General features: G+C 52.7%; 15 protein-coding genes and 1 riboswitch. Of the genes, 4 read left to right on the top strand and 11 right to left on the bottom strand.

Features of this window, described 5'->3' with window-relative positions; all coding sequences use genetic code 11:
* Positions 1 to 251: 251 nt before the first annotated feature.
* Entirely contained in the window at positions 252 to 1,715 is a 1,464-nt protein-coding gene (locus tag MKZ07_RS25535) for an NAD(P)/FAD-dependent oxidoreductase (RefSeq protein ID WP_036695613.1), read from the bottom strand.
* Between the two features lie 136 nt (positions 1,716 to 1,851).
* Positions 1,852 to 1,951, bottom strand: a riboswitch (purine riboswitch).
* Between the two features lie 361 nt (positions 1,952 to 2,312).
* Here MKZ07_RS25535 and MKZ07_RS25530 point away from each other — a divergent pair.
* Complete coding sequence (locus MKZ07_RS25530) at positions 2,313 to 3,272, top strand: GGDEF domain-containing protein (protein ID WP_162174468.1); 960 nt, start codon at positions 2,313 to 2,315, stop codon at positions 3,270 to 3,272.
* Positions 3,273 to 3,370: 98 nt separating this feature from the next.
* Here the strand turns inward: MKZ07_RS25530 and MKZ07_RS25525 are convergent, their stop codons facing one another.
* Complete coding sequence (locus MKZ07_RS25525; protein WP_341028429.1) at positions 3,371 to 6,511, bottom strand: EAL domain-containing protein; 3,141 nt, start codon at positions 6,509 to 6,511, stop codon at positions 3,371 to 3,373.
* Positions 6,512 to 6,810: 299 nt separating this feature from the next.
* Here MKZ07_RS25525 and MKZ07_RS25520 point away from each other — a divergent pair, with 299 nt between their 5' ends.
* Together MKZ07_RS25520 and MKZ07_RS25515 are read left to right on the top strand one after the other, a co-directional pair.
* Positions 6,811 to 6,954 carry a hypothetical protein gene (locus MKZ07_RS25520; protein ID WP_171720322.1) on the top strand — a complete coding sequence of 48 codons (144 nt, stop codon included), beginning with the start codon at positions 6,811 to 6,813 and terminating at the stop codon, positions 6,952 to 6,954.
* 258 nt (positions 6,955 to 7,212) lie between these two features.
* Complete coding sequence (locus MKZ07_RS25515) at positions 7,213 to 9,510, top strand: TPM domain-containing protein (RefSeq protein ID WP_341028426.1); 2,298 nt, start codon at positions 7,213 to 7,215, stop codon at positions 9,508 to 9,510.
* Positions 9,511 to 9,669: 159 nt separating this feature from the next.
* Here the strand turns inward: MKZ07_RS25515 and MKZ07_RS25510 are convergent, their stop codons facing one another.
* The gene (locus tag MKZ07_RS25510; RefSeq protein ID WP_341028425.1) at positions 9,670 to 10,536 is read right to left on the bottom strand and encodes a LysR family transcriptional regulator; all 867 of its coding nucleotides are present in this window, start codon (positions 10,534 to 10,536) and stop codon (positions 9,670 to 9,672) included.
* 114 nt (positions 10,537 to 10,650) lie between these two features.
* Here MKZ07_RS25510 and MKZ07_RS25505 point away from each other — a divergent pair, with 114 nt between their 5' ends.
* Positions 10,651 to 11,103 (top strand): rhodanese-like domain-containing protein, encoded by a 453-nt coding sequence (locus MKZ07_RS25505; RefSeq protein WP_036695609.1) that lies wholly within the window; start codon positions 10,651 to 10,653, stop codon positions 11,101 to 11,103.
* 91 nt (positions 11,104 to 11,194) lie between these two features.
* Here the strand turns inward: MKZ07_RS25505 and MKZ07_RS25500 are convergent, their stop codons facing one another.
* The 8 genes from MKZ07_RS25500 to MKZ07_RS25465 all read right to left on the bottom strand — a co-directional run bounded on the left by MKZ07_RS25500 (position 11,195) and on the right by MKZ07_RS25465 (position 21,189).
* Positions 11,195 to 11,983, bottom strand: coding sequence for a formate/nitrite transporter family protein (locus MKZ07_RS25500; protein ID WP_036723535.1), 789 nt, complete (start codon positions 11,981 to 11,983; stop codon positions 11,195 to 11,197).
* 335 nt (positions 11,984 to 12,318) lie between these two features.
* Positions 12,319 to 14,844 carry an S-layer homology domain-containing protein gene (locus MKZ07_RS25495; RefSeq protein ID WP_341028422.1) on the bottom strand — a complete coding sequence of 842 codons (2,526 nt, stop codon included), beginning with the start codon at positions 14,842 to 14,844 and terminating at the stop codon, positions 12,319 to 12,321.
* Between the two features lie 158 nt (positions 14,845 to 15,002).
* Entirely contained in the window at positions 15,003 to 16,097 is a 1,095-nt protein-coding gene (locus MKZ07_RS25490; protein ID WP_036695607.1) for a toxic anion resistance protein, read from the bottom strand.
* Between the two features lie 13 nt (positions 16,098 to 16,110).
* Positions 16,111 to 16,824: a hypothetical protein gene (locus tag MKZ07_RS25485; protein ID WP_036695606.1), complete on the bottom strand. Its 714-nt coding sequence runs from the start codon at positions 16,822 to 16,824 to the stop codon at positions 16,111 to 16,113.
* 36 nt (positions 16,825 to 16,860) lie between these two features.
* On the bottom strand, positions 16,861 to 17,916 hold the full coding sequence (locus MKZ07_RS25480; RefSeq protein WP_036695605.1) for an ATP-grasp domain-containing protein: 1,056 nt from the start codon (positions 17,914 to 17,916) through the stop codon (positions 16,861 to 16,863).
* Positions 17,913 to 18,749 (bottom strand): HAD family hydrolase, encoded by an 837-nt coding sequence (locus MKZ07_RS25475; protein WP_036695604.1) that lies wholly within the window; start codon positions 18,747 to 18,749, stop codon positions 17,913 to 17,915. The genes MKZ07_RS25480 and MKZ07_RS25475 overlap by 4 nt, the downstream gene beginning before the upstream one ends.
* On the bottom strand, positions 18,746 to 19,900 hold the full coding sequence (locus MKZ07_RS25470) for a cysteine protease StiP family protein (RefSeq protein WP_036695603.1): 1,155 nt from the start codon (positions 19,898 to 19,900) through the stop codon (positions 18,746 to 18,748). Before MKZ07_RS25470 ends, MKZ07_RS25475 begins: the two co-directional genes overlap by 4 nt.
* On the bottom strand, positions 19,897 to 21,189 hold the full coding sequence (locus MKZ07_RS25465; protein WP_341029769.1) for a phosphoribosyltransferase family protein: 1,293 nt from the start codon (positions 21,187 to 21,189) through the stop codon (positions 19,897 to 19,899). Before MKZ07_RS25465 ends, MKZ07_RS25470 begins: the two co-directional genes overlap by 4 nt.
* Positions 21,190 to 21,236: the final 47 nt, after the last annotated feature.

Genomic DNA, 21,236 nt, shown 5'->3' with positions numbered 1-21,236 from the left:
TACTCTATAGATTGGACTTATATTTTTTCTGTTAGGGGTTTGCCGCTCTACCAGCCAATTTCCATTGGGTTTTAAGCATACATTCAGCATTAAAGTCATTCTACGAATCATTCAAAGAATACTTATCCCCAAATCTATACACATCTTATCCACAATAGAAGAAAGCCATAGTTTTCTAAAAAAACAATAAAAAACAGCCGTCCCCAGCTTCTGCGGGTACGGCTGTCCTTCCGGCGTCTTCCCGCCCAGAGTTATACTCCTGCGGGTTGTACGCTAACCTCTTGGGCATTCTTCGCCATCATGCCGCGGGCAATCCAGACGCCAGCCGCTCCGGCTTGGGCCAGTCCGCGGGTAATGCCTGCCCCGTCGCCGCCGCAGTAGAGGCCGGAGATTTCGGTCTCGAACTCATCCGTCAGCTTCGGACGGGCGGAATAGAATTTCGCTTCTACGCCATAGAACAGCGTATGTTCAGAGGCGATGCCGGGGGTTACCTTTTCCAAGGCTTCCACCATTTCAATCAGGCTCTTCATTGTGATGTAAGGCAGCACCAGACCCAGATCGCCGGGCACCGCTTCCTTCAGCGTCGGCTCCAGGAACCCTTCCTTGATCCGGGTCTCCGTAGAACGGCGGCCCCGCAGGATATCCCCGTATTTTTGTACAATGACCCCGCCGCCGGACAGATCATTCGCCCGCTTGCAGATCTCCCGGGCATATTCGTTCGGCTTGTCGAACGGCTCAGTGAAGGTATGGGAGACCAGCAGCGCAAAGTTGGTATTCTTCGAGCCCAGCGCAGGGTCCTTGTAGGAGTGCCCGTTCGCAGCCATCGCCCCGCTGTGATTCTCCACCACCACATGCCCCGAGGGATTGCTGCAGAAGGTGCGGACGCGTGTACCCACGGAGGTATTGAAGATGAATTTGCCCTCGTACAGATGCTCATTGATCTCCCTCATCACCACATCCGAGGTCTCTACACGCACCCCGACATCGACCTGGTTATTGTACATTTTGAGCCTGCGCTTCTTCAGCACCTCTGTCAGCCAGGCCGAGCCGTCCCGTCCCGGAGCAATCATCACCAGACCCGCTTCATGACTCTCCCCGTTCTTCAGTGTAATGCCTGTAATGCGGTGCGTTCCGTTCTCTTTGACGGTAACGATATCTTCTACTTCTGTCTTGTATAACATATCAATGCGTGTCCGCAGATATTCATAGATTGATTTCAGAATCTCCAGGTTCTGCTCGGTTCCGAGGTGGCGGACCTGCGCCCGCAACAGCTTCAACCCGGCGGCATATCCCCGCTGCTCAATACCGCGAATGCTCTCCGTGGTCGGATCGGTAATGACCGGGGTTGCCCCGTGCTCCAGGTTGATTCCATCTACATATTCAATCAGCTCCATCACCTTGGAAGGAGGCAGATAATCCGTCATCCAGCCGCCGAACTCGGTTGTAATGTTGAATTTGCCGTCACTGTATGCCCCAGCACCGCCGAAGCCCGCAGTAATGGAGCAGGCCGGCAGACAACCGGCGAATTCCTTGCGGCCGGAGGCGGGTGGACAGAGCTTGATTTTCTCCTCCAGGATCGGGCAGTTGCGGCGGTAGATATCATGGCCCTTGTCCACCAGCAGCACCTTCAGCTCAGGGGCCTTCAGCGTTAATTCATAACAGGCGAATATTCCAGCCGGACCGGCTCCAACAACAATTACATCATATTTACTCATATCTTCTCTGTTCCTCCCAGGTGAAACGGCTTCGGCCTGCAGTTGACAGGGGCTGCGAAGCGTCTCTGCGGTATATTCGTCCACTTATCCAAGCAGCACCCAACAGCACACAAAAATCCCGGCCTCTTCATAGGTATGCAAAATGCACCCTATTCGTAGCCAGGAATTTACGGTCCCCTGTAGAAACCCTCAAACCTTATCATTGAGGATATACGAACATCTTTACCCGTTATTACGGGCCAATTGGAATTTTACCGAATAAATCCGAATGTGTCAATGACGAATAGCATTAATAGTTCGTGTTTATAGCAATACACGGAATCACACATACTGATAACCTCAGAAACTCCTTACAAACACGAACGTTATTACAGACCTATTCCCATACATAAGACCTAGAAGGAGAAACGTGAACATTGTCGAATATATAAGTACATTGCCACTGGAAAAGAGGAACATCTTATGCAGATCCCGCCGCCTACTCCTCGCCAAATGTATTGGAACCGCGTCCTCCTCAATACCTTTTGGATGGCGTTTATTGTTTATCTGGCAAGCCAGCTATATGTTTACTTATCCATGTGGGGCCATCGGCCCGAGTTGTCCGACAATCCATATCTCATTAGGCATATATGGATTCCAGATGCTATTCTGTTCGCCCTGCTACTGATTCTGGAGTCTGTTCATAAATACAAGCCGTTGTTATCCGAATTCTCAATTATTCTTGGAAGCCATCTGTGCGGCATCGTGTTCATTCTGAATCTTAGTTCCGAATATCATGTGAAGCCACTGATTATGCTGCTTCCCCTGCTGGTATCCATGATCTATCTGAGGGAGAATTATCTGAGGGCTTCCTCTGTGATCTGCCTGATCTACATCATCATGCTATTTCTGAACACCTCTATTACCGATTACACGCTACGCATCCAGAACATCATTATCACCCTCATCTTAGCCGGAACCTCCCTGGCCGGCTTCGGTGTTATAGCCCGGGGCAAGGATCTTATGCGGTCGCTCGAGAATTCGGTGAAGTCAGAGCAGGAGCTGCGCATCCAGAACATCATTATGGACAGGCTGTCCAAGATCGACCCGCTGACCGACCTGTACAACCATAAGACCTTTCATGAGTACCTGGGCTGGCTGATTGACCATCAAGAGAGCAATCCTTTTCCGATGCAGCTGGCTGTTATTGATATCGACAATTTCAAAAAGGTCAATGACGAGTACGGACACTGGGTCGGAGACATCGTTCTCCGGCAGGTCGCCGCTGTTATGCTCCAGCATATCGACTCCGATGATTTCGCAGCCCGGTACGGCGGGGAGGAATTCGTAATTATTCTGACAGCCAAGACATTGGAGGATTCGAAACGGATCATGGAGAAGATCCTCATGGGGATTGCGAGCCTCCCAATCAGCGAAATGGACAACAAATCGGTTACCGTGAGCATCGGAATGCATGAATATAACGGCGGGGATTCCAAAAGCTCTATCTTTCAGCAGGCAGACGACGCCCTGTACGAGGCCAAGAAGTCCGGCAAGAACAAAATTATCACCCTGTAGTAAGGTCACATATAAATTCTATATTTCAAAAAAGCGGGTCCACCATGCATAGCAACGTATGCCGGGGACCCGCTTGTCATCTAAGTCCATTCTCTGCTCTATTCCAGTTCCTCCGCTCCATACCTTCGCTGCGGAACGAGCAACTCCATCACCTGGCGCTGCGGCACCGGCCGGCTGATCAGGTATCCCTGCACCTTATCGCAGTGTGCCTCCTGGAGGAAAGCCCATTGGCTGGCATCCTCCACGCCCTCGGCTACTACATCCAGGCCCATCTTATGGCCCAGAATAATAATCGTCTGCACAAAAGATTCGCTAAAGGCCTTATCGGCCAGGGAATCGATGAAGATTTTATCCATCTTAAGGGTAGAGATCGGCAGCTGCTGCAGATAGCTAAGGGAAGAATACCCCGTCCCGAAATCATCCAGGGCAATCCGTATCCCCCGGGACTTGAGGAACTCCAGCTTGCTGACCGTACTCCCGAACGACTCCATGAAGATGGACTCTGTGATCTCCAGCTCCAGACTGGATGCCGCAAGGCCGCTCTCCGCCAGACCGTCCAGCACAATCTCTACGAAATCATCCTGCAGGAGCTGAATAATGGAGATATTCACCGATATTTTGTAAGGAATGCCGGTCCGCTGTTGGATGCTGTTCATGAACTTGCAGGCTTCCCGCAGCACCCATTCGCCGATATAGATAATCAGCCGGGAATCCTCGGCGATCTTGATGAAGGTGAGCGGGGAGACGAAGCCGAGGACCGGACTGTTCCAGCGGATCAGAGCCTCGAAGCCTGAGATCAGACCGGTCTCCATCTGTACCTGCGGCTGATAATGCAGCTCGAATTCGTTATTATTCATTGCACTGCGCAGGTGCTTCTCAATATTCATCCTGTCATTGAAGGGGGTATGCATCGATTTATCGTATACGACGTAGGTGCTTTTCCCCTCTTCCTTGGCCCGGTACATCGCTACATCGGCGTTCTTCAGAATCTCTTCCGTTGTCTCGCCGTCTTCCGGGTAGAAGGAGATCCCGATACTGGAGGACACATACAGATTGCTCTCACCGATAAGAAAAGATTTGCGGAACGCACGCATAATATCCTCAGCCAGATTAAGCACATCCACCCGGCTCTCAATATCCTTGAGGAAAATCACAAATTCATCTCCGCCCAGCCGCGACAGCATATCCGCCCTACGCACAACAGACTGGAGACGCTCACTGGCCTTGCGGATCAGAATATCGCCGGACTTGTGTCCAAGCGTGTCATTGATGTATTTGAAATTATCCATATCTACAAAAAGCAGCGCCGCACTGCCGCCCGTCCGGCGGAAATAACTCTCCATCGTCTCCAGCAGACTGAGCCGGTTCGGAAGATTGCTGAGCGAATCCATATACGCCAGGCGGTGCATATTCTTCTGATTCTCCAGCAGCATATCATATTGCCCTACAATCTCCTGCTGGGTCGCTGAAAGCTGCTCATAGGTCACTTCCAGCTCCCGGTAGCTGTTATTCAGCTTGAATTCAGCCTGCTTGCGCTTACTAATGTCGATCAGGGAGCCGAGGAACAGGACAATCTGATCCTTCGGATCAACGATCGCCTTACCCCGCACCTCGAACCAGATGTACTCGCCCTGTCCCGTTCTCATCCGGTATTCGGTTTCATAGATCGGGGTCAGTCCGGTAAGATGCTCCTGTCTGGCCTTGCGCGCGGATTCCTGGTCATCCGGGTGAATAATGCTGAGGACGCCTCCCTCAAAGGAGTTGATCTCCACCTCGGTATATCCCATCACCTCGTACCACCGGTCCGAGAGCTTGTAGAAGCCGCTGTCCCAGTCCAGCTCCCACATGTAAGCACCCGAGCCTTCCGAGGCCAGGCGGAACCGCCGTTCGCTGACCCCCAGCTTATTGAACTGATCCTGCAGCTCCACCTCTGTGGCCGCCAGCTCCTCATAAGTGGATTCCAGCTCCTCATAGCTAAGCTGCAGCTTAAGCTCATTCTGCTTGCGTTCATCAATATCGATGCCGACCAGCACGAAGATATTCTCCGCCTGTTCGTCCATCCCCTTAATGAGAGCCGTGCGGACGGAGAAATAATGCGCACCCGGAGAATGGTCGGGCAGTCTCAGCTCGACATTGGTCACATAATCCTGAGCTGCCGCTTTGGCAAGGAGATCCCTAAGCACAGCTGCTCCAGCTTCCAGGCCGGTCAGCTCATCTATGCTTACACCAAGCACCTCCTTCTCCTTCAGCCCGGTCATCAGCTCGGCATATTTATTGAAGCGCACGCTCCGTTTGTCCCCGTGAACAGCCCACACAATCACCCCGGTATTCTCGATCACATCCTTGAAGAATTCCTGTTCAGAGTGAATCGTACGGCGCAGCCGCCGGATATACATCCGGAGCAGGACGGCACCGAACACCAGCAGAATGGTTCCAATGGAGAACACGGTAAAAATCCGGTTACGCATCTTTTCATTATAATGGTCGGAATGCACGAAGAAATACTGCTGGTAGAGCTCTTCGAAGGCACCGGAGCTTATCAGACGCTCTAGCCTAGCATTGACGTAGGACAGCAGCTCCGGCTTGGACTTGCTGATGCCGTAGGCCACATCCTGCGGATACAAATTGCTCAGTTTGCGGATAATATTACCGGTTAAGCCCTGTTCCACAATCAGATAATCGACAACCCCCTGATTCTCGAACAGCAGGTCGATCTCACCCTGACGCAGAGCGTCTAGCGCTTCCGGTACGGTTGCATATTCTATGTATTCTGATGGCGGGATACCCGCCTCATTCTGCAGGACAGACTCTGCATATTGTCCTTTACCAACACCGATCTTGTACTTACGGAGTGTGCCCAGCGTCACCTCACTCTGGAGTCCTTGCCGCGAATAGACGGAAATATAGCTTTTTAGCACGGGTTTTGAGAAAAGAATGTCCTGCTTCCTCTCCTCGCTGACAGCCATCAGCCCGGTAGTATCAATCCCGCCCTCAGTCAGCCGCCGGTACGTCTGCTCCCAATTCCCGGTGCTGTAGTGGACAAGATATTCGTTCTTCTCAAAGATCATACTTGTCAGATCAATATCGAAGCCCGTCAGATAACCATTCTGTATGTACTTATAAGGCGGATACTCCAGTTCTGCCTGGTACTTAATTTCCTGTCTATCGGCATAAGCGGCAGCGGGGTGTGCAAGCATGAGCACAATGCTAATTAGAAGCAACAATTTACACCGCTTCATCGCAATTCTCCTTTATCCCAAGTAAGATCGGCCTAACTATGTATACAAGCTTATTCGACAAAATATGGTAGGGTTCCTGCTCCTTTTATCTCATTTCCGATAAATTGTGCATATCCTTGTGATTTCGTATCTTTAACTCTTGAGCGTACAATCTTAGATTTAATCAAAAACTTTAGATTTGTATTGCTTTTTGTGGTTAGAATGTGGATAATAACATTAATGGTTGATAATGATTATCATTATTGGATGTATAACATTCATTATTTTCTATATTTGAGCTAAAAGGAGACTGAACACCCATGAACGCAGCCACTACCCGGACCGCCCTGCAGGTTGACGATTACCTGGACCTGCTCAATCTTGCTGTGAAAGTCGGAGATATGAAATGGCAGAAAGAAATCAAGTCCCGGTTGCAGTATATCCTGTGCCTGCAGACCCGATAGTCCATTTCATACAGAAATAGATGAATATCGCTTACTTCTTACACAAGAGGCGGTTCCAAAGGCCATTAAATGGCTGCTGGGACCGCCTTTTGATTTGGAGCTTTTGATTGGAATAAGGATCAACGTGAGCACACGGGTGGACGCAATCTCCCTCAATTCAGCAGCACCTGCATCTGCGGAGCTTAGAATGTTTAATGATATAGTATAATGATCAGCATACTACAATGAACAATAGCCTATAGATCGGAGTGTGTCAGCTTGAGAAAAAACCTCACCCTCGCCTTGGTCTTGATATTATCGCTGCTGTGGATTCCGGGGGTCTATGCTGCGAATGTTCCCGCACAGCAGGGAGTAATTACGGATGAAGCCCGGCTGCTGTCTGTCCAAGAAGCAGAGAGTCTCACCCAGATTGCCACTACAGACCGGTACACCTTCCATGTCTTAACCGTTGATTCGCTGGCCGGGAGCGACATTTCCAGTTATGCTGCGGATGTATATGATACCTGGGGGCTGAAGTCCCGGGACATCCTGCTCCTGATTGCTTACGAAGATCATCTGACCGAGATCACCTTCATTAACCCCGGGCTGCAGGATGCACTCGATGCCTGGTCCAGACAACAGGGCGGAGCTGCGGGTAACGCAGCAATTAACAAGGTGCTGGAGAAATATTTCAATCCTTATGCCAGAAACGGAGATATTCCTGAAGGCATACGTTCTGTTATCCAGCAGATGCAAGCCATTGGCAGCAGCGGACAGAGCGGCAATACCGGCAGCGGTGCATCAGGCGGTGCTGCCTCAGGGACAGCAGGAGCTGCCTCAGGCGCTAACAGCAGCGGTAGCGGATTCCCTCTCCTGCCAGTCGCAGGCGGCCTTGTCTTGGCCGCCCTGCTGATACTGCTGCTGTATGTGCTAATTACCGGACTGCGCCGCCGCAAGGGACTATCCGCACAGCGTGAACAGCTCGCCGACCTGCTGGTACGGGCGAACCACGCCCTGGAATCCCTTCAGCCTTTCCAGGGGATTGTGCAGGGCAAGACCGGTGAGATGGTCGAAGGGATCTCGAAGCGTCTGACCTCCCGGCTGGTTGAAATCTCTGCATTGCAGACCGCCGGGCAGGCACCGTTGCCACCGTTCTACCGCCTGTCCGCACTTAAGACGGCAGCAGAGCAGCTTCAGCAGACAGAGGGGGAATTCCGCGCCTCCCTGGAGGAAGAGGAGAAAAAGGTCGCGGTCATAAGCGATGCCGACCGGAACGTCAAACAGCAGATCACCGAGTTGAAGCAGGCGGCCCCGGAGCTTGAGGAACAGCGGCAGCAAGCGGTCCGGGAGACGGGCTATACGCTGGAGGAGATTGCCCAAGATCTTCAGGAGCTGGCCGAAGAGACGGCCAAGGCAGATCAGCTGGAGCTGTTCGACCCGATTGCCGCCCAGGAGATTACTGCACAAGCCAAGAAGCGGCAACAGCAGATTGAGCAGGATGTGCAGGATGTGGGGACCTTTGACGACAAGCTGAAGGCCTTCCCCGGTGTCCTTGCGGCTGCCCGCAGCCGGATTACCGGGCTGATCGACCAGAACTCCCTGCACAATATGAAGGTTAAGCCTTACGACAGCCTGGAGCAGGCTTCCGCTGCCGCCAGTTCCATGGAAGCGCCGCTGCACAGCGGCGATATGGACGAAGTGCGCCGGATTGGCGCTGACATGGATGCCCTTCTGACTGAAGCTGTGGCTATGACAGAACGCCAAGCTATGATCCGGCTGAACAACCTGAGGGATCTGGAGACTGTACGCAGCACATGGGCAACACTAAGCCAGCGGCGGAACGAATTACAGAGCCGGCTTGCCGGGGCGAAGAACCGGTTCGCCCGGCAGCACCTGGACGCTCTGGAGAAGCTGCTGGAAGAGGCCGGCGGCGCACTGCGGCAGGGCGCGGCGGAAGCACCGCAGCTCGAGACCTGGACCAGCGATGCACGCGGAGAGTATGACAATGCCCGCAGCGGGCTGGACCGGCTGCTTGCCTTGCAGGATGAGACTGCAAACAGCATGAATAGCATTAGCAGCAGTCTAGACTCTCTGGAGGAGCGCCTGGACAGCCTAAGAAGGCTGTTCACGGAAGGGCAGAGCCGGGTGGATGCTGCCTACAATCTGCTGCACAGCAGAGGAATTGCCTCGCAGAACCGCTTCCAGCTATCCTTGCTGCCGGAGTATACCGAGTTGGAGCAGCGTCTGGCCTCGAGCCCTTACGATCTGGATCAATTGGAGGAGACAGGACGCTCCTATGCTTCGCAGATCGCGTCCTTCGTAGAAGAAGCCAACCGGCTGGTCCGCCAGAAGGAAGAGGCCGAACGCGCAGCCAGAATGGCCATGCTGCAGGAGCAGCAGCGCCGGGAGCAAGCCCGCAGACGCAATTCCGGCCCGCCGGGCGGAGGATTTGGCGGTGGAGGACGCTCCTCGGGAGGCTCTTCTTGGGGCGGCGGTGGCGGCGGCGGACGTTCCTCCGGAGGCTCTTCATTTGGCGGCGGCAAATCCGGCCGAAGCTCCGGCGGCTCCAAGTGGTAAGCAGCCGATTGCCGCTACAGCACATACTCCCCCTAACAGGTGGATGATGTAACAATCTATTCTGCGGCATTAAGCAAAATCAGGGACATTAGTGTCCCTGATTTTGCTTACTATGAACTTCATCCGCCCCACGCACCCTCACGCGAGCTAATTATATTACTACTGCATCAGGGCAATGAAATCCTTGAAGGCTGGGGAGAGCTGCAGCTCCTTGCGGTAGATTAACTGAATGTAGAAACGCTCCTTTTGCCCCGCCAAAGGAATGCCCGTCAATACCCCTGTACGCAGCTCCTCCTCCACCGCATAGCGCGGCAGAAAGCCTGTCCCCCAGTTATGCTTCACCGCCTGCTTAATGCCCTCCAGATTCCCGAATTCCATGCCTACACGGGCAGCGACACCGGATTCTCTGAATACCTGGAGCAGCTGCTTCCGGTAAGTGCAGGTATGCTCTGTCAAAACCAGCATCTCCCCCTCCAGTTGCACAGGAGTAACTGCCGTCTCGGCTGCTAAGGGGTGCTTCGGATGGGTAACGACATATAGCGCTTCTTCACGCAGCGGCAGAGTGATCAGGTCGCCCGTATGAAAAGGAACATCGAAAATCAGACCAAATTGAATGGATTTATCTAGGACGGCGGCAATAATATCCTCTTCAGAACCAGGCTGTACCCGCAGCTGCATGCCCGGATAACGCATCCGGTACTGATGAAGCCGGTGAGGCAGGAAGTAGGCGGCCAGTGTCTCAATAGCACCAATGTTCAGCGTACCCTGGTCACCGCCTGTAATTACTGCTCTAGCCTCTTCGCTCAGAACCAGCATCTGCCGGGCATACGGGAGCAGATTACGGCCGGCGAAGGTTGGAACCATCCCTCTGCCGGAACGTTCCAGCAAAGTGGCCCCATACATCTCCTCAAGCTTGGCAATCTGTGCCGTCACACTCGGCTGGGCGTACCCCAGCACATCGGCCGCCCGCGTATAGCTCCCGTGATCAACCACAGCACAAAAGGTCCGTAAGTAAGTTAATTCCATATGCAGACCTCCTGAATTATCAAAATTTTCGATATTTGATATCACAGACTATAAATAACTCCAATTATAAGTTCCCTGTATACTTAAACCAACTTATTTAAGGAGGAATTACGTATGAAAAGACAGGCAAAATCTCAAGTACTGGCTGCACAGGCTGCGGACCCGGCGGATGCAGTAAGGCATTTCACCGCAAAAGCAGCATTCGAAACGGATGTCGCCGATGTTGCTTATGATCTGAGCGAAGGAATTACCGGCTTCCGGCTTATCGATGTTCGTGATGCCCATTCTTATGCGGAAGCGCATCTGCCGGGTGCCCTCTCTCTGCCCGGAGGCCTCCTACACACCACTTCCCCGGAGTGGTCCAAGGAGGAGGTTCTGGTGATCTATTGCTGGGGGCCTGCCTGTAATGGAGCCAGCAAAGCCGCTGCACAGCTCGCCGCACAGGGGTACTTGGTGAAAGAAATGCTCGGAGGCATAGAGTATTGGCGCAAGGAAGGGGGAAATCTGGAGGGGACTCTTAAGGAGAACGCACCTCTATATTGGAACGTATCTGACAGCTCACTATAATATCTCCAAACTCCCTAATTCCGCACTACAGATGCAAAACAGCGATCCCCCTATCACCGGAGAATCGCTGCCCTGTCGATTATATTGCCGTTCAGTGAGACTCATCCTCCAGAAATGGCTTGTTCACATAGTAATACATCACGCCCATTAGCACGCCGCCGCCGATGAGATTGCCTAATGTGACCGGGACGAGATTATGCACCACGCCTCCCCAGGAGATCGTACCGGGGTGGTCCAGGACGAGGGCAATCGCGAAGGTACACATGTTGGCAATACTATGCTCGTAACCCGAGATGAAGAAGCAGAACACGAACAGCACCATGGCGAACATTTTGGCACCGTCGTTCTTCATTGACATCGGCACGAAAAAGGCCAGACAGACGAGCCAGTTACAGAGAATCGCCCGGAAGAACAGCTGCATCGCCGGAGCTTCCATCTTATGGGCCACCACATTCAGCAGGAACCCGTTGACAGAGGAATCATAGAACAATCCGGTCAGAAAAATAAGCAGCGCAAACGCCGTAGCCCCAAGAATATTGCCCAGGTAGCTGACGACCCACATCCGCACAACCTCAGTCCATGCCAGCTTGCGCCTCAGTGCCGCATAGGTGTAATAAAAAGTGTCCCCGGTGAACAAATCGCCCCCGCCGTAGGAAATCAGGATGATGGCTGCGCCGAACGTGATTGCAGCCATCGGATAGGTCATCGGCGATTGTTCCATATAGAAGAAGTTGCCGGTCTTAAAGGCTACGATCACGCCGAATCCGATAAACATGCTGGCGAGCATGGCCCTGGCAATGTAACGCCATACGCTTTGCCGGAAGATCTTCTGTTTCTTAAGTGCAAGCTTCTCTACCTGCAGCAGTGCCTCGTTCTCCATTTGACCTCCGTATTCACTTTATATTTTCAGCGGTGCCGGAAGACTGTTGTACAGCCTCCAGGCTATTATACCCAATAAACCACTGGAAATTGCTTGAATCACAGAGCATCAATAATTTATGGATTCCGCACACTGCCCGCACCCTTTTCACAGGCCGTTATCCTCCCGATCATTCAGGCTGGCAATCGCCTCCGCTTTCTCACTGCTGGCTACGACGATAAGCACTACGATCAAGCATCCCAGAATCATCCCGCTTATCCCCTCTTTCTCCACAGGTCGCCTTAGTGACAACGTATGTGGAGGAGCGGGATAATATGAGTAGGATTAGCGGAGAATCAGTCAGTCAAACCGCCAACATAATAATTAAGCGCCTTATAATTAGCATCATAGAACAGGATAATGTAGTCTTCCGGTTGTCCGTTCCGCACCGCATCATCAGATAACTGAATTCGCTCATAAAGATAGATACTGTTAGTATTACGGTAATCATTTAAATACTTCACTGCGGATTCTGCAGTGAATTCTTGCTTAGCTGCAGCTAACGCTGATTTGGAGGTCGCTGTGAAAAAGACCGCCTCGGGATGCATTTTCTGATAATCCTGTACAGATACATAATCTATCCGCGTACCGTTGTTATAGTCCCGGACTAACTTAATGCCGTCGTGAACTTGGGTCGCTGTACCATCCCATACAGGCTGCTTAGGCGTGAAATCAACCAGTTTTGTGGCGTAACGTATGGCTTGTCCCTCTTTGTTATAGTAGACCACAGTCACATAACTCTGTCCGCTCTTATCTGTTACCGCAAGAACGGAAGTCTGAACATCAGCAATATTAATTTTCCCATAAGGGCTTGGTTGTGCTAAATCTTCTGCACGAACAGGATTGGCTGTAATGTAATACGAGAAGCTGCCTACGCTTTCCTTCAGCTCATCTGGGTAACCCATCAAATTCATGCTTATTGTCTTGCCGTTGAATTGATTATATCCATCAATAATCACGGATTGAACCAGGTCCATATTCTGTAGTGGTCCCGATTTCTTGGCGTCCATCAGAGTTGATACAGCATTCTTAAGCTTATTCTTGCGTTCTCCCCAATTGAAAGAATCATCAAACGGCAAGTAAGCTCTATAAGCCCTGTTCACTGCATCTTCATCCATTAAAGTTACATTCGAAGGAAGCTCGTCAATTCTTTTCATGGCTGCTTCTAATTTCAGGTCTGTGCTAAGCATCACTTTGCCGGTGTAAAATCCCAACGCCTTCATCTCGGAATCGAGGAAAATAATGGTGTATTCGTCTTCGTTATATGTTTTGAAATTATATAATGTATCATAGGCAAACGGGATATAGCCCGGTGATGAAGCAGCACCTGCTGTATTAGAGGTTACTGTAGCATCAATCACACTGACCCAGCTGTCTCTGTACACTTTACGCGAAGCATGAATGATATCATTCAATTCCAAATTCAGTTTACTGTCCATATAGTACTTCGGGGTAATTGTATATCCCACTGCTCTTCCGCCAAATTGCAGAGCAGCATCTTCCACATCAATAGTATCCCGATAATATACTTGGGAAGACACGGTGCTGAATTTCTCCTGGGTAATAGTCACACCACTGTGCAGTAACATTATACTGCTAGAAGCCTCAGTAACTGTAGGCTGCAAATTCACCTGTTGAGTATAAAATCCAGTCACTTCATTCGAGGAATTCCGCACCAGAACCGAGACATATTTATCGCCTGCTGCGCCAATCTTACTGGCAGGAATCCAGATGCCCGTCTGCTTGCCCAATGAGTAGCCCGTACTAATAGAAGCGTATTGGAGATTGGTAAGCTTCCAATGGAGGTCTCTAGAGCTGATCGGCTTCGCGGTTACATAATAAGTAATACGGTCATTTAGGCTCACCGCACTCCCGAGCACTCTGCTATAATCAATTTCCAGATAAACGGTATTCGTCACTGTGTTGTCAGGACGAGAGGTAATGCTGATATCAAGGGCCGGAAGCTCCTTGACCGGTAATTCATTAACAGGTTCCGGGCTTGGTGTCGGTGTTGGAACCGGCGCTGGTGTTGCCGCCGGAGCCGGGGTTGGCGTCACCTGAGGACCACCACCACCGCCGCCACTGCCACTACCTCCACCACTTCCTCCCGCAGCTACAGCAGCAGTTACAGTTGGTGCAGCTGCAGCTACTGGAGTAGCCGATGGTGTTACGGCTGGAGCAGGCGTCGCCGCTCCCTGTGCAGATTGACCCGTTCGAGAGACTGAAGCATCAATCAGCGCCAAGGATTCTGCACGGGTCAAGGCTTTGACGGGCCCGAAGGTTCCATCCGGGTATCCTTTAAGGACTCCCGCCGTGACTGCTGCTGCAATACTCCCCTTGCTCCAGGATGCCATCTGGCCCGCATCACTGAAACCCTTCAAGACCTCTGTATCACCCGCGCTGAGCTTCAGCAGCTTAGTGACTATAACTGCCGCTTCCTGGCGGTTAATCGGGGCATTCGGGCGCATCTCATTGTTGAAGCCCTGGATATATCCAGCCGCTACAGCCTTCGCAACCTCACTATACACCCAGCTGGTAGACGGCACATCGGTGAATTTCACCTTACTCTGTTCCGTAAAATGATAAGAACGGTTGATGAGTGTCATGAACTCCGCTCTGGTAATGGTCTGGTTCGGTTTAACCGATCCATCCCCAAACCCTTTAAGCAAGCCGCTGTCCAGCCAGCTTTGAATGGTTTGTTGGGCCCAGTGGCCTTCATAATCCTTTGAAACTGCAGGCTGAGCCAGTACAGTCCCCATCGATCCGAATAGCATCGCCGCTCCGGCGAACCCTGCCAATATTCTGTTTGCTTTCCTGACCATCAATATTCTCTCCTTGTATGTACGACTAGAACCTTCTCATAATAGCTCACCGGAATATATTAGTAAATTAGAAATTTAACAGTAAAAAAGCCTACTGAATACCTATCAGCAGGCTTCTCCATCATTCTATAAAAATTGTACCAGCCACATTCAAATCATCAGTTCAAAAAGCTGCTCAGCCCGCTCTCCGCCTGCTTCAAAGCCTGCGGCTGTGAGCCTTCGTTAAGCCCGAGCCGGTTGTTAAGCTGGGTGTTGATGGTGGTCATTTTGGACGTATAGTCCTGACAGCTCTCGATAATCCGCCGGTTGGACTGCTCCGAGGTATCCAGGGCGCTGAGCAGGTCGCCAATGGCCTGATTCACGGCTTCCAGGGACATGGACGGCTTGGAGAGCAGCTCCGTGGTCTTCTCGGTCGTCGTGCGCAGCAGCCGCGCATTCTCCTTGAACTGGTCCTCGATCGTCTTGTTGGTGGCTTCCACTGCATTGATGACATTCTCCTGATCGGCCAGGGACATGGCAATCATCGCCGAGACGGTGATCAGGTTAGAAGTCTTATCAATCGCGTTGTTTACGGAATCAATCAGCTTGTCATTATTGTCATTGATGATATCCGTTGCCGCAATCGCCTGATTGTAGAGCAGAATCATCTCGGTCATGGACTGAATCCGCACCATAACCTTGCGCAGCCCCCGCTCCAGATACGCTTTGCGGAATTCATTCTCGGGCTTAGCGATCTCAACCTCGAACAGCTCCTTCAGCTTATTGCCGAAGGCGATCTTGGTCTGGAGGTTATAGATCTCCTCCATGGAGGTACGCTTCAGCTGGCGCATGTTAACGATGCTCTCCTCCAGCGTATCCCGTCCGTCACGCAGACCGGTGATAATGGCATCAATGTTAGTGCGGACCGACTGATATTTGTAGACATAATTCTTAAGCGGGCTTTTGCGCAGCATTTTGCCGAAGAAGCTGACATTCTTGCTCTGCTGAAGGGTCTCGCACTCACCCCGCAGCTTCATAATCATATTGGGTACTTCCACCCGCTTACCGCTCATCAGGTCATTGACCGGGCGGTCCAGCAGCTTCAGCGTCTGGCCTGCCTTCTCCTGCGTCTTCACCCCAAGCTTCCCGATATCATCCATCAGGGAATCCAGTGCCACCGTGTCAGTCTTGGCTACCTGCTCAATTAGCTGGGAAGCCTCCTGGACTACCTTCTGCTCATCTTCTTTTCTAAGCTCAATTAACTGCGTGGACATGGTCGCCCTCCTCCTATAATTCGGAACTGCTGTAGCGCTGATGAATCAGTTCCGCCTTGGTCTGAAGTTCCATCAGGTCTTTGTGCTCAATCGTCGACGCAATATCAGAAATTTTGGCATCGACATCACGCAGACCATTCAGCAGCATTCTCCGGTTTCTTGTCTTGGCTTCGCCGCCCAGGCGCAGGAACGGATTGATCACTCCGTTAAGGTCCTTCAGCACCAGCCTGCGGACGGTATGGTTGATCTCGCCATTGCCCAGCTCCTGCAGCAGCGGAATGACGCGCTGCAGTCTGGCGAACAGTGCCAGCGACTTCTCGACAATTTCATTGTCCAGCGTATCCTTCTGCCCTTCGGAGATAATCATATCCTCCAGAATACTAAGATACTCTACCACCGGGGCGAACTCTGCCCCGATCTGTATTTCCTCCCTGTGTCCGGTTCCCGAATGGGCCGGGGAGGCCTGTCCCGCAGCAGCAGGCAGGGCAGCAGCAGACGAAGCTTGCGGCGCGGCGGCGGATGCTGCCGGAATCGCCTTCGGCTCCTGTCCGGCAGGAATCACCTCCACCGGGAGATTCACTCTTGTACGCCTAAGCTCCGGCACCGCAAGTGCAGCTCCGATTACCGGAAGCAGCAGCGAGACCAGCTCAGGCAGGAAGCCGCTGGTCAGTACGGCTACGACATAACCGGCACCGGCATACGCCAGTACTTTGAATTTAGCTTGCATTCCTTCTCACCTCTTATGAGCGTGAATGCTTCACGCTCAATTCACGGAATCCGTAATCACGGATTCTCCGTTTATTCTCATGATCAGCGGCTGCTCAACATGGCTGGCCAGGACGTTATGCTCGAACTCCGCAGGCAGAACCTCGCCGCCGAGCGCGCTTTTGACAGCCAGATATGGGAAGTTGATTCCGGACAGACAGGAGATATGCAGACCGCCGGACATCCGCGGGTTAATCTCCAGCAGCTTGGGGACGCCGCCGCTGTACTTCATCTGGACATTGAAATTGAACGGAATCCGGTACGTCTCAGCCACCCTGCGGGCTACCTCCGCAAGCTCCGGGATATACTCCATAAGCCGCAGACGGCCACCCGCCTTCCGGCGGGGAACAGCGGCCAGCAGATTGCCCTTCTCATCCGACAGACAATCAATACTATATTCATAGCCCTCCAGCAGCTCCATCACCATCAGGTTAGGGAAACTCCCGGCTTCATCAAGGATGCAGTAAGCCTCCTCGAAGGAGATCAGCGGAGTCACATGGCCGAACAGCTCCTCCACGGGACTGCGGTCATTATCTATGATCCGGAATCCCAGTCCGCCTTCCGTCTCGGTAGGCTTGAAGCAGACCTTGTGTCCTTTGGCTGTGAGATCTTCATAAGCTTCCCTGAACTGCTGCGCATTACTAACCACATGATAATCAGGAATCGTCATAATCCCGTTGGCCTTCACGCTCTCATAGAACTTGCCTTTGTCCATGATCATCTCCAGCAGATCCAGATCACGGCAGACCAGCACCTTCGTCCCGATCTCATCGAACAGCGAAGCGTGCAGCGCGATATCGAGCATATGCAACCGGGGAATGAAGATATCAATCTCGTTCCGGCGGCAGAAGTCAACACAGAACTGCACATATTCAATGCCTTCGAGCGCCGGCTCAGTTCCGGCCACATCGGCGCCTTGCAGCGACATATGGTGGATATCCGGGTGGGTGGCGAAGATTTGCACCGGAATCCCGTCTTCATTGCCCCGGATGAGATTCATGTAGTGATAGGCAACAGAGAACCAGCGGTTGAAATATATATTTACCTTTTTCATGGTGGCGGTCCAACTCCCAATGCTGTCAAATGTGTATAAATCCTGTGAACATACTGCATAATCTCATCCGCGGCAAATACTCCCGGCCGCTCAGTAAACGGATACTCTAAGTGTACTAAACCCGCCTGCTGCTCGGCAAATATTTCTCCGTGGCAGGGGGCTATGGCATAGTCGGCGGCGGCGAGCAGGCTCTTGTCCAGAAGAGAGTCCCCAGAGGCAACCATCGGCTCCGAATGCACAGTGCGGCGCACATGGAGAATGGCATCGCTTTTGTTCACCGCCTCCGGCACGATATAGAGCTTGCGCCCCTGCAGGGATACTTTCCAGCCAAGCTCACCCAGCCGCTGCGCCATCTTAGCAATCTCCTCCAGCGGCAGCAAATCCCGGTGAACCACGAACGTATAGAACAGCTCATCGCAATACCGCCGGCTGATGATCCATTCTTCCCGGACAACAGCGCGCACGATGCTTTCGGCTTCTTCCGTTGCAGCGGAGCCGCGTTCCACCGCTCTGCCAACAGCCGTCCGCCAATCCTGGTCCACTACCCCGTTCACAAGAATATTGCCGCCATTGCTGGTGATGGCATAATCCGGAATGACCGTCTCCTGGAACAGGTTAATCCGCCGGTACTGGGCAATCGTACGTGTAGTCACCGGCATGAAGACAATCTTCGCCGCCAGCTCTTTCAGTGTAGCCAGAGCCTGCTGTGAGATATACGATACCGTTCTGCCGTCAACAACCTCTGCCGGAGCCAGACCAGGGGTATCCTCAGGAACGCCTATCGCGCTAGGAGAGTAGATCAGCGTGCGGTCCAGATCGCTGGCGTAGATCATTCACTCTCCCCTTTCAGCGGCTTGATGATTCCACAGCAGGAGTAGGTCAGCCCGGGATATACCTCAACCGGTACGCCCCGGTCCTCAGCCAGCAGCAGAATATGCCGCAGGTTGGGATTGTCCAGCCTGTCGACAAGGATTCTCCAGGGCACTCTGCGCAGCAGTACACGCGTCGTCTCACCGACTCCGGGCTTCACCAGATTGATATTATCAATACCGAAGGTATCCTGGATACTGCGGATATCGGCCAGCCCCTGCCAGGTAATCTCCGGCGGATGCTCAAGCATCTCCGCAGCCTGTGCTAGCGCCTCTGCCGCTACTTCAGCGAAATACGGGGTAATTGCTTCAACGAATACGTTGGACAGGTCACTGTCCAGCCATTCCTTGTAGAATTTGGCCCCGTGGAATTCCTCAGGCCCGATCAGATCATCACGGAGCACCGTACGGCTCATCAGGCCGGATACCGTGGAGTTCAGGCAGGCGCTTGGAATCAGATAATCCTCCCGGGTTCCGTAGGTACCCGAGCAGTGACCGGGATCAGCAAGTACCGCCAGATCATCATTTAGCGTAAGGCCATATTTCTTATACATACTCTCACAGGCCTCTATCAGCACCTGCCGGATGGCCCCCTTGCCGGTCCAGCCATCGATGAATTGCAGCTCGGCATCCCCTCCATGCTGCTGCAGCATATAGAGCACCGCATTCTCATCAATCCCCTTGCCGCGGATAATGGAGATGCTATAATGCGGAAGGTCCGCTCCATATTTCTCAAGAATATAACGTTTGATCAGTACCCCGATCGGAGTGCCCGCTCTCGCCAGAGAGACCAGCACGGTATTCGCCGTTCCCCGCCGGGCAACAATCATCTCGGACACCCCAGCTACAGCCAGCGCCACCTTCCTCGCAGTCTGCTGCAGCGTCTCATGAAACAATTCGATATACTGCTCTGTCGGCTGGTATTCCACCGGAAGCATCTCCGAATAATGCACGCCGGACTGGATCGCTTCCTCCCGCTCCGCCGTCCCCCGCTCAAGGGATACATTGCTTAGATCCTTGAGCAGGAAGGTAACGTCGGAAGCAGGATAGCTGCCCAGTGCCACCGGAGGAGATATTCTTCTATTGTGAATGGCTTCGATATCTATTCCCTTCATAGCCCTGAGCCTCCCGTAACTGGTTCTGGGCTGAACACAACAAGATGTACCTTATTGCCCGCCAGCCTCTGTAAAATATCCGTCATCGGCGCAATCCGCTGCCGGGGCACCTCGCGCTCCAGCAGGACGAAGATATCGTCATACTGGCCGGGGTCCACATTATAGATGAAATTCGTGATCTCCGTATCGCCTGCGGACGGATAGGCAGCGGCGCTGTGCACACCGTAATCCGCACGCCGCTCGGAATGGATCGGACTGCGGGTCGAGGACTGGTACAACACGCCCTCTCCCATCTCTGCGGCGATCCGCATCGGCAGATACATGAACTCGCCTACGCCCATCACCAGCGTACGGGCACCTTCACGCAGTCCCCGAAGCTGCCTGGCCACATGGCTTACAGCTACATCAATCTGCGCATTATCCGCAGACTCCAGACCGAAGCGGCCGCTGTGCTTCAGATATGGCGATGGATTGATAACGCCCTGCCCATCCGCCGAGGTTACAAGAAGCCGCTCTAAGCCGTCGAATGCATAAGTGGTTACAAGCTCTGCGCCTGTGGAAGCAGCGGCTCCGCTATCAGCTGCGGCTTGCAGCTGCGGTATTCCCTCAACCTTGATACTTCCCTGAAGCAGGGATAAAGCGGTTATACGAATTCCCAGCTCCTGCTCCAGATCACGGTAAGCCTGGATATTAGCTTCACTCCGCCAGTCCAAGAGAGAGGCCACTACATAGTCCCTGCGCGGAAATTTGGACTGGATGTCACGGATCGTATTAATCGCCGTATTACCGGTCGTAATCTCGTCATCCACCAGCACAATCGGCTCTGTCCCCGATAACAGTTCAGCATTCAAGGCATAGCAGAGATGATCTACGGCGTGGGAATGCTCCTCTTCAAAGGTGACCACCGATTCCAGCTCAGGAATCAGCTCACGCGTGGTATGAATATAAGACGCACCGCCAGCGAACGCATTATACATGCTATGGCCCAGGGCGGTAGCGGTTTCGGCGAACCCTATAAACAGAACCGGCTGCGGCAGAACCAGGCGCGCAGCAAGCAGCGCATGATAAGCTTCTTCCGCAACTTCAGGATGGATCAGGCCATGAACGGCCTGGTTCATCAGCGGGTCCATAATCTCCCGGTCAACGGTATCCGCGCCCATCTCCAGATACAGAAGCAAGGCGAGTGCAGCTCCGCTGAGCAGCGGGGTATACGGTCCTACGGGAATATGCTTGCCAAGTACTTTGCTGACGAACAGGAAGGAACGCTTCTTATTGATTCGTGCAGCCATGGAGAACAAGGAATCCACAGGCATATGAAAAGGATTCGAGGTTTCTG

The sequence above is a fragment of the Paenibacillus sp. FSL P4-0338 genome (assembly GCF_038002365.1).
In the GTDB taxonomy this organism is placed as follows: Bacteria; Bacillota; Bacilli; order Paenibacillales; family Paenibacillaceae; genus Paenibacillus_AQ.
The sequence above is the reverse complement of the archived record's forward strand: the minus strand, read 5'-3'. Positions and strand labels throughout refer to the sequence as shown.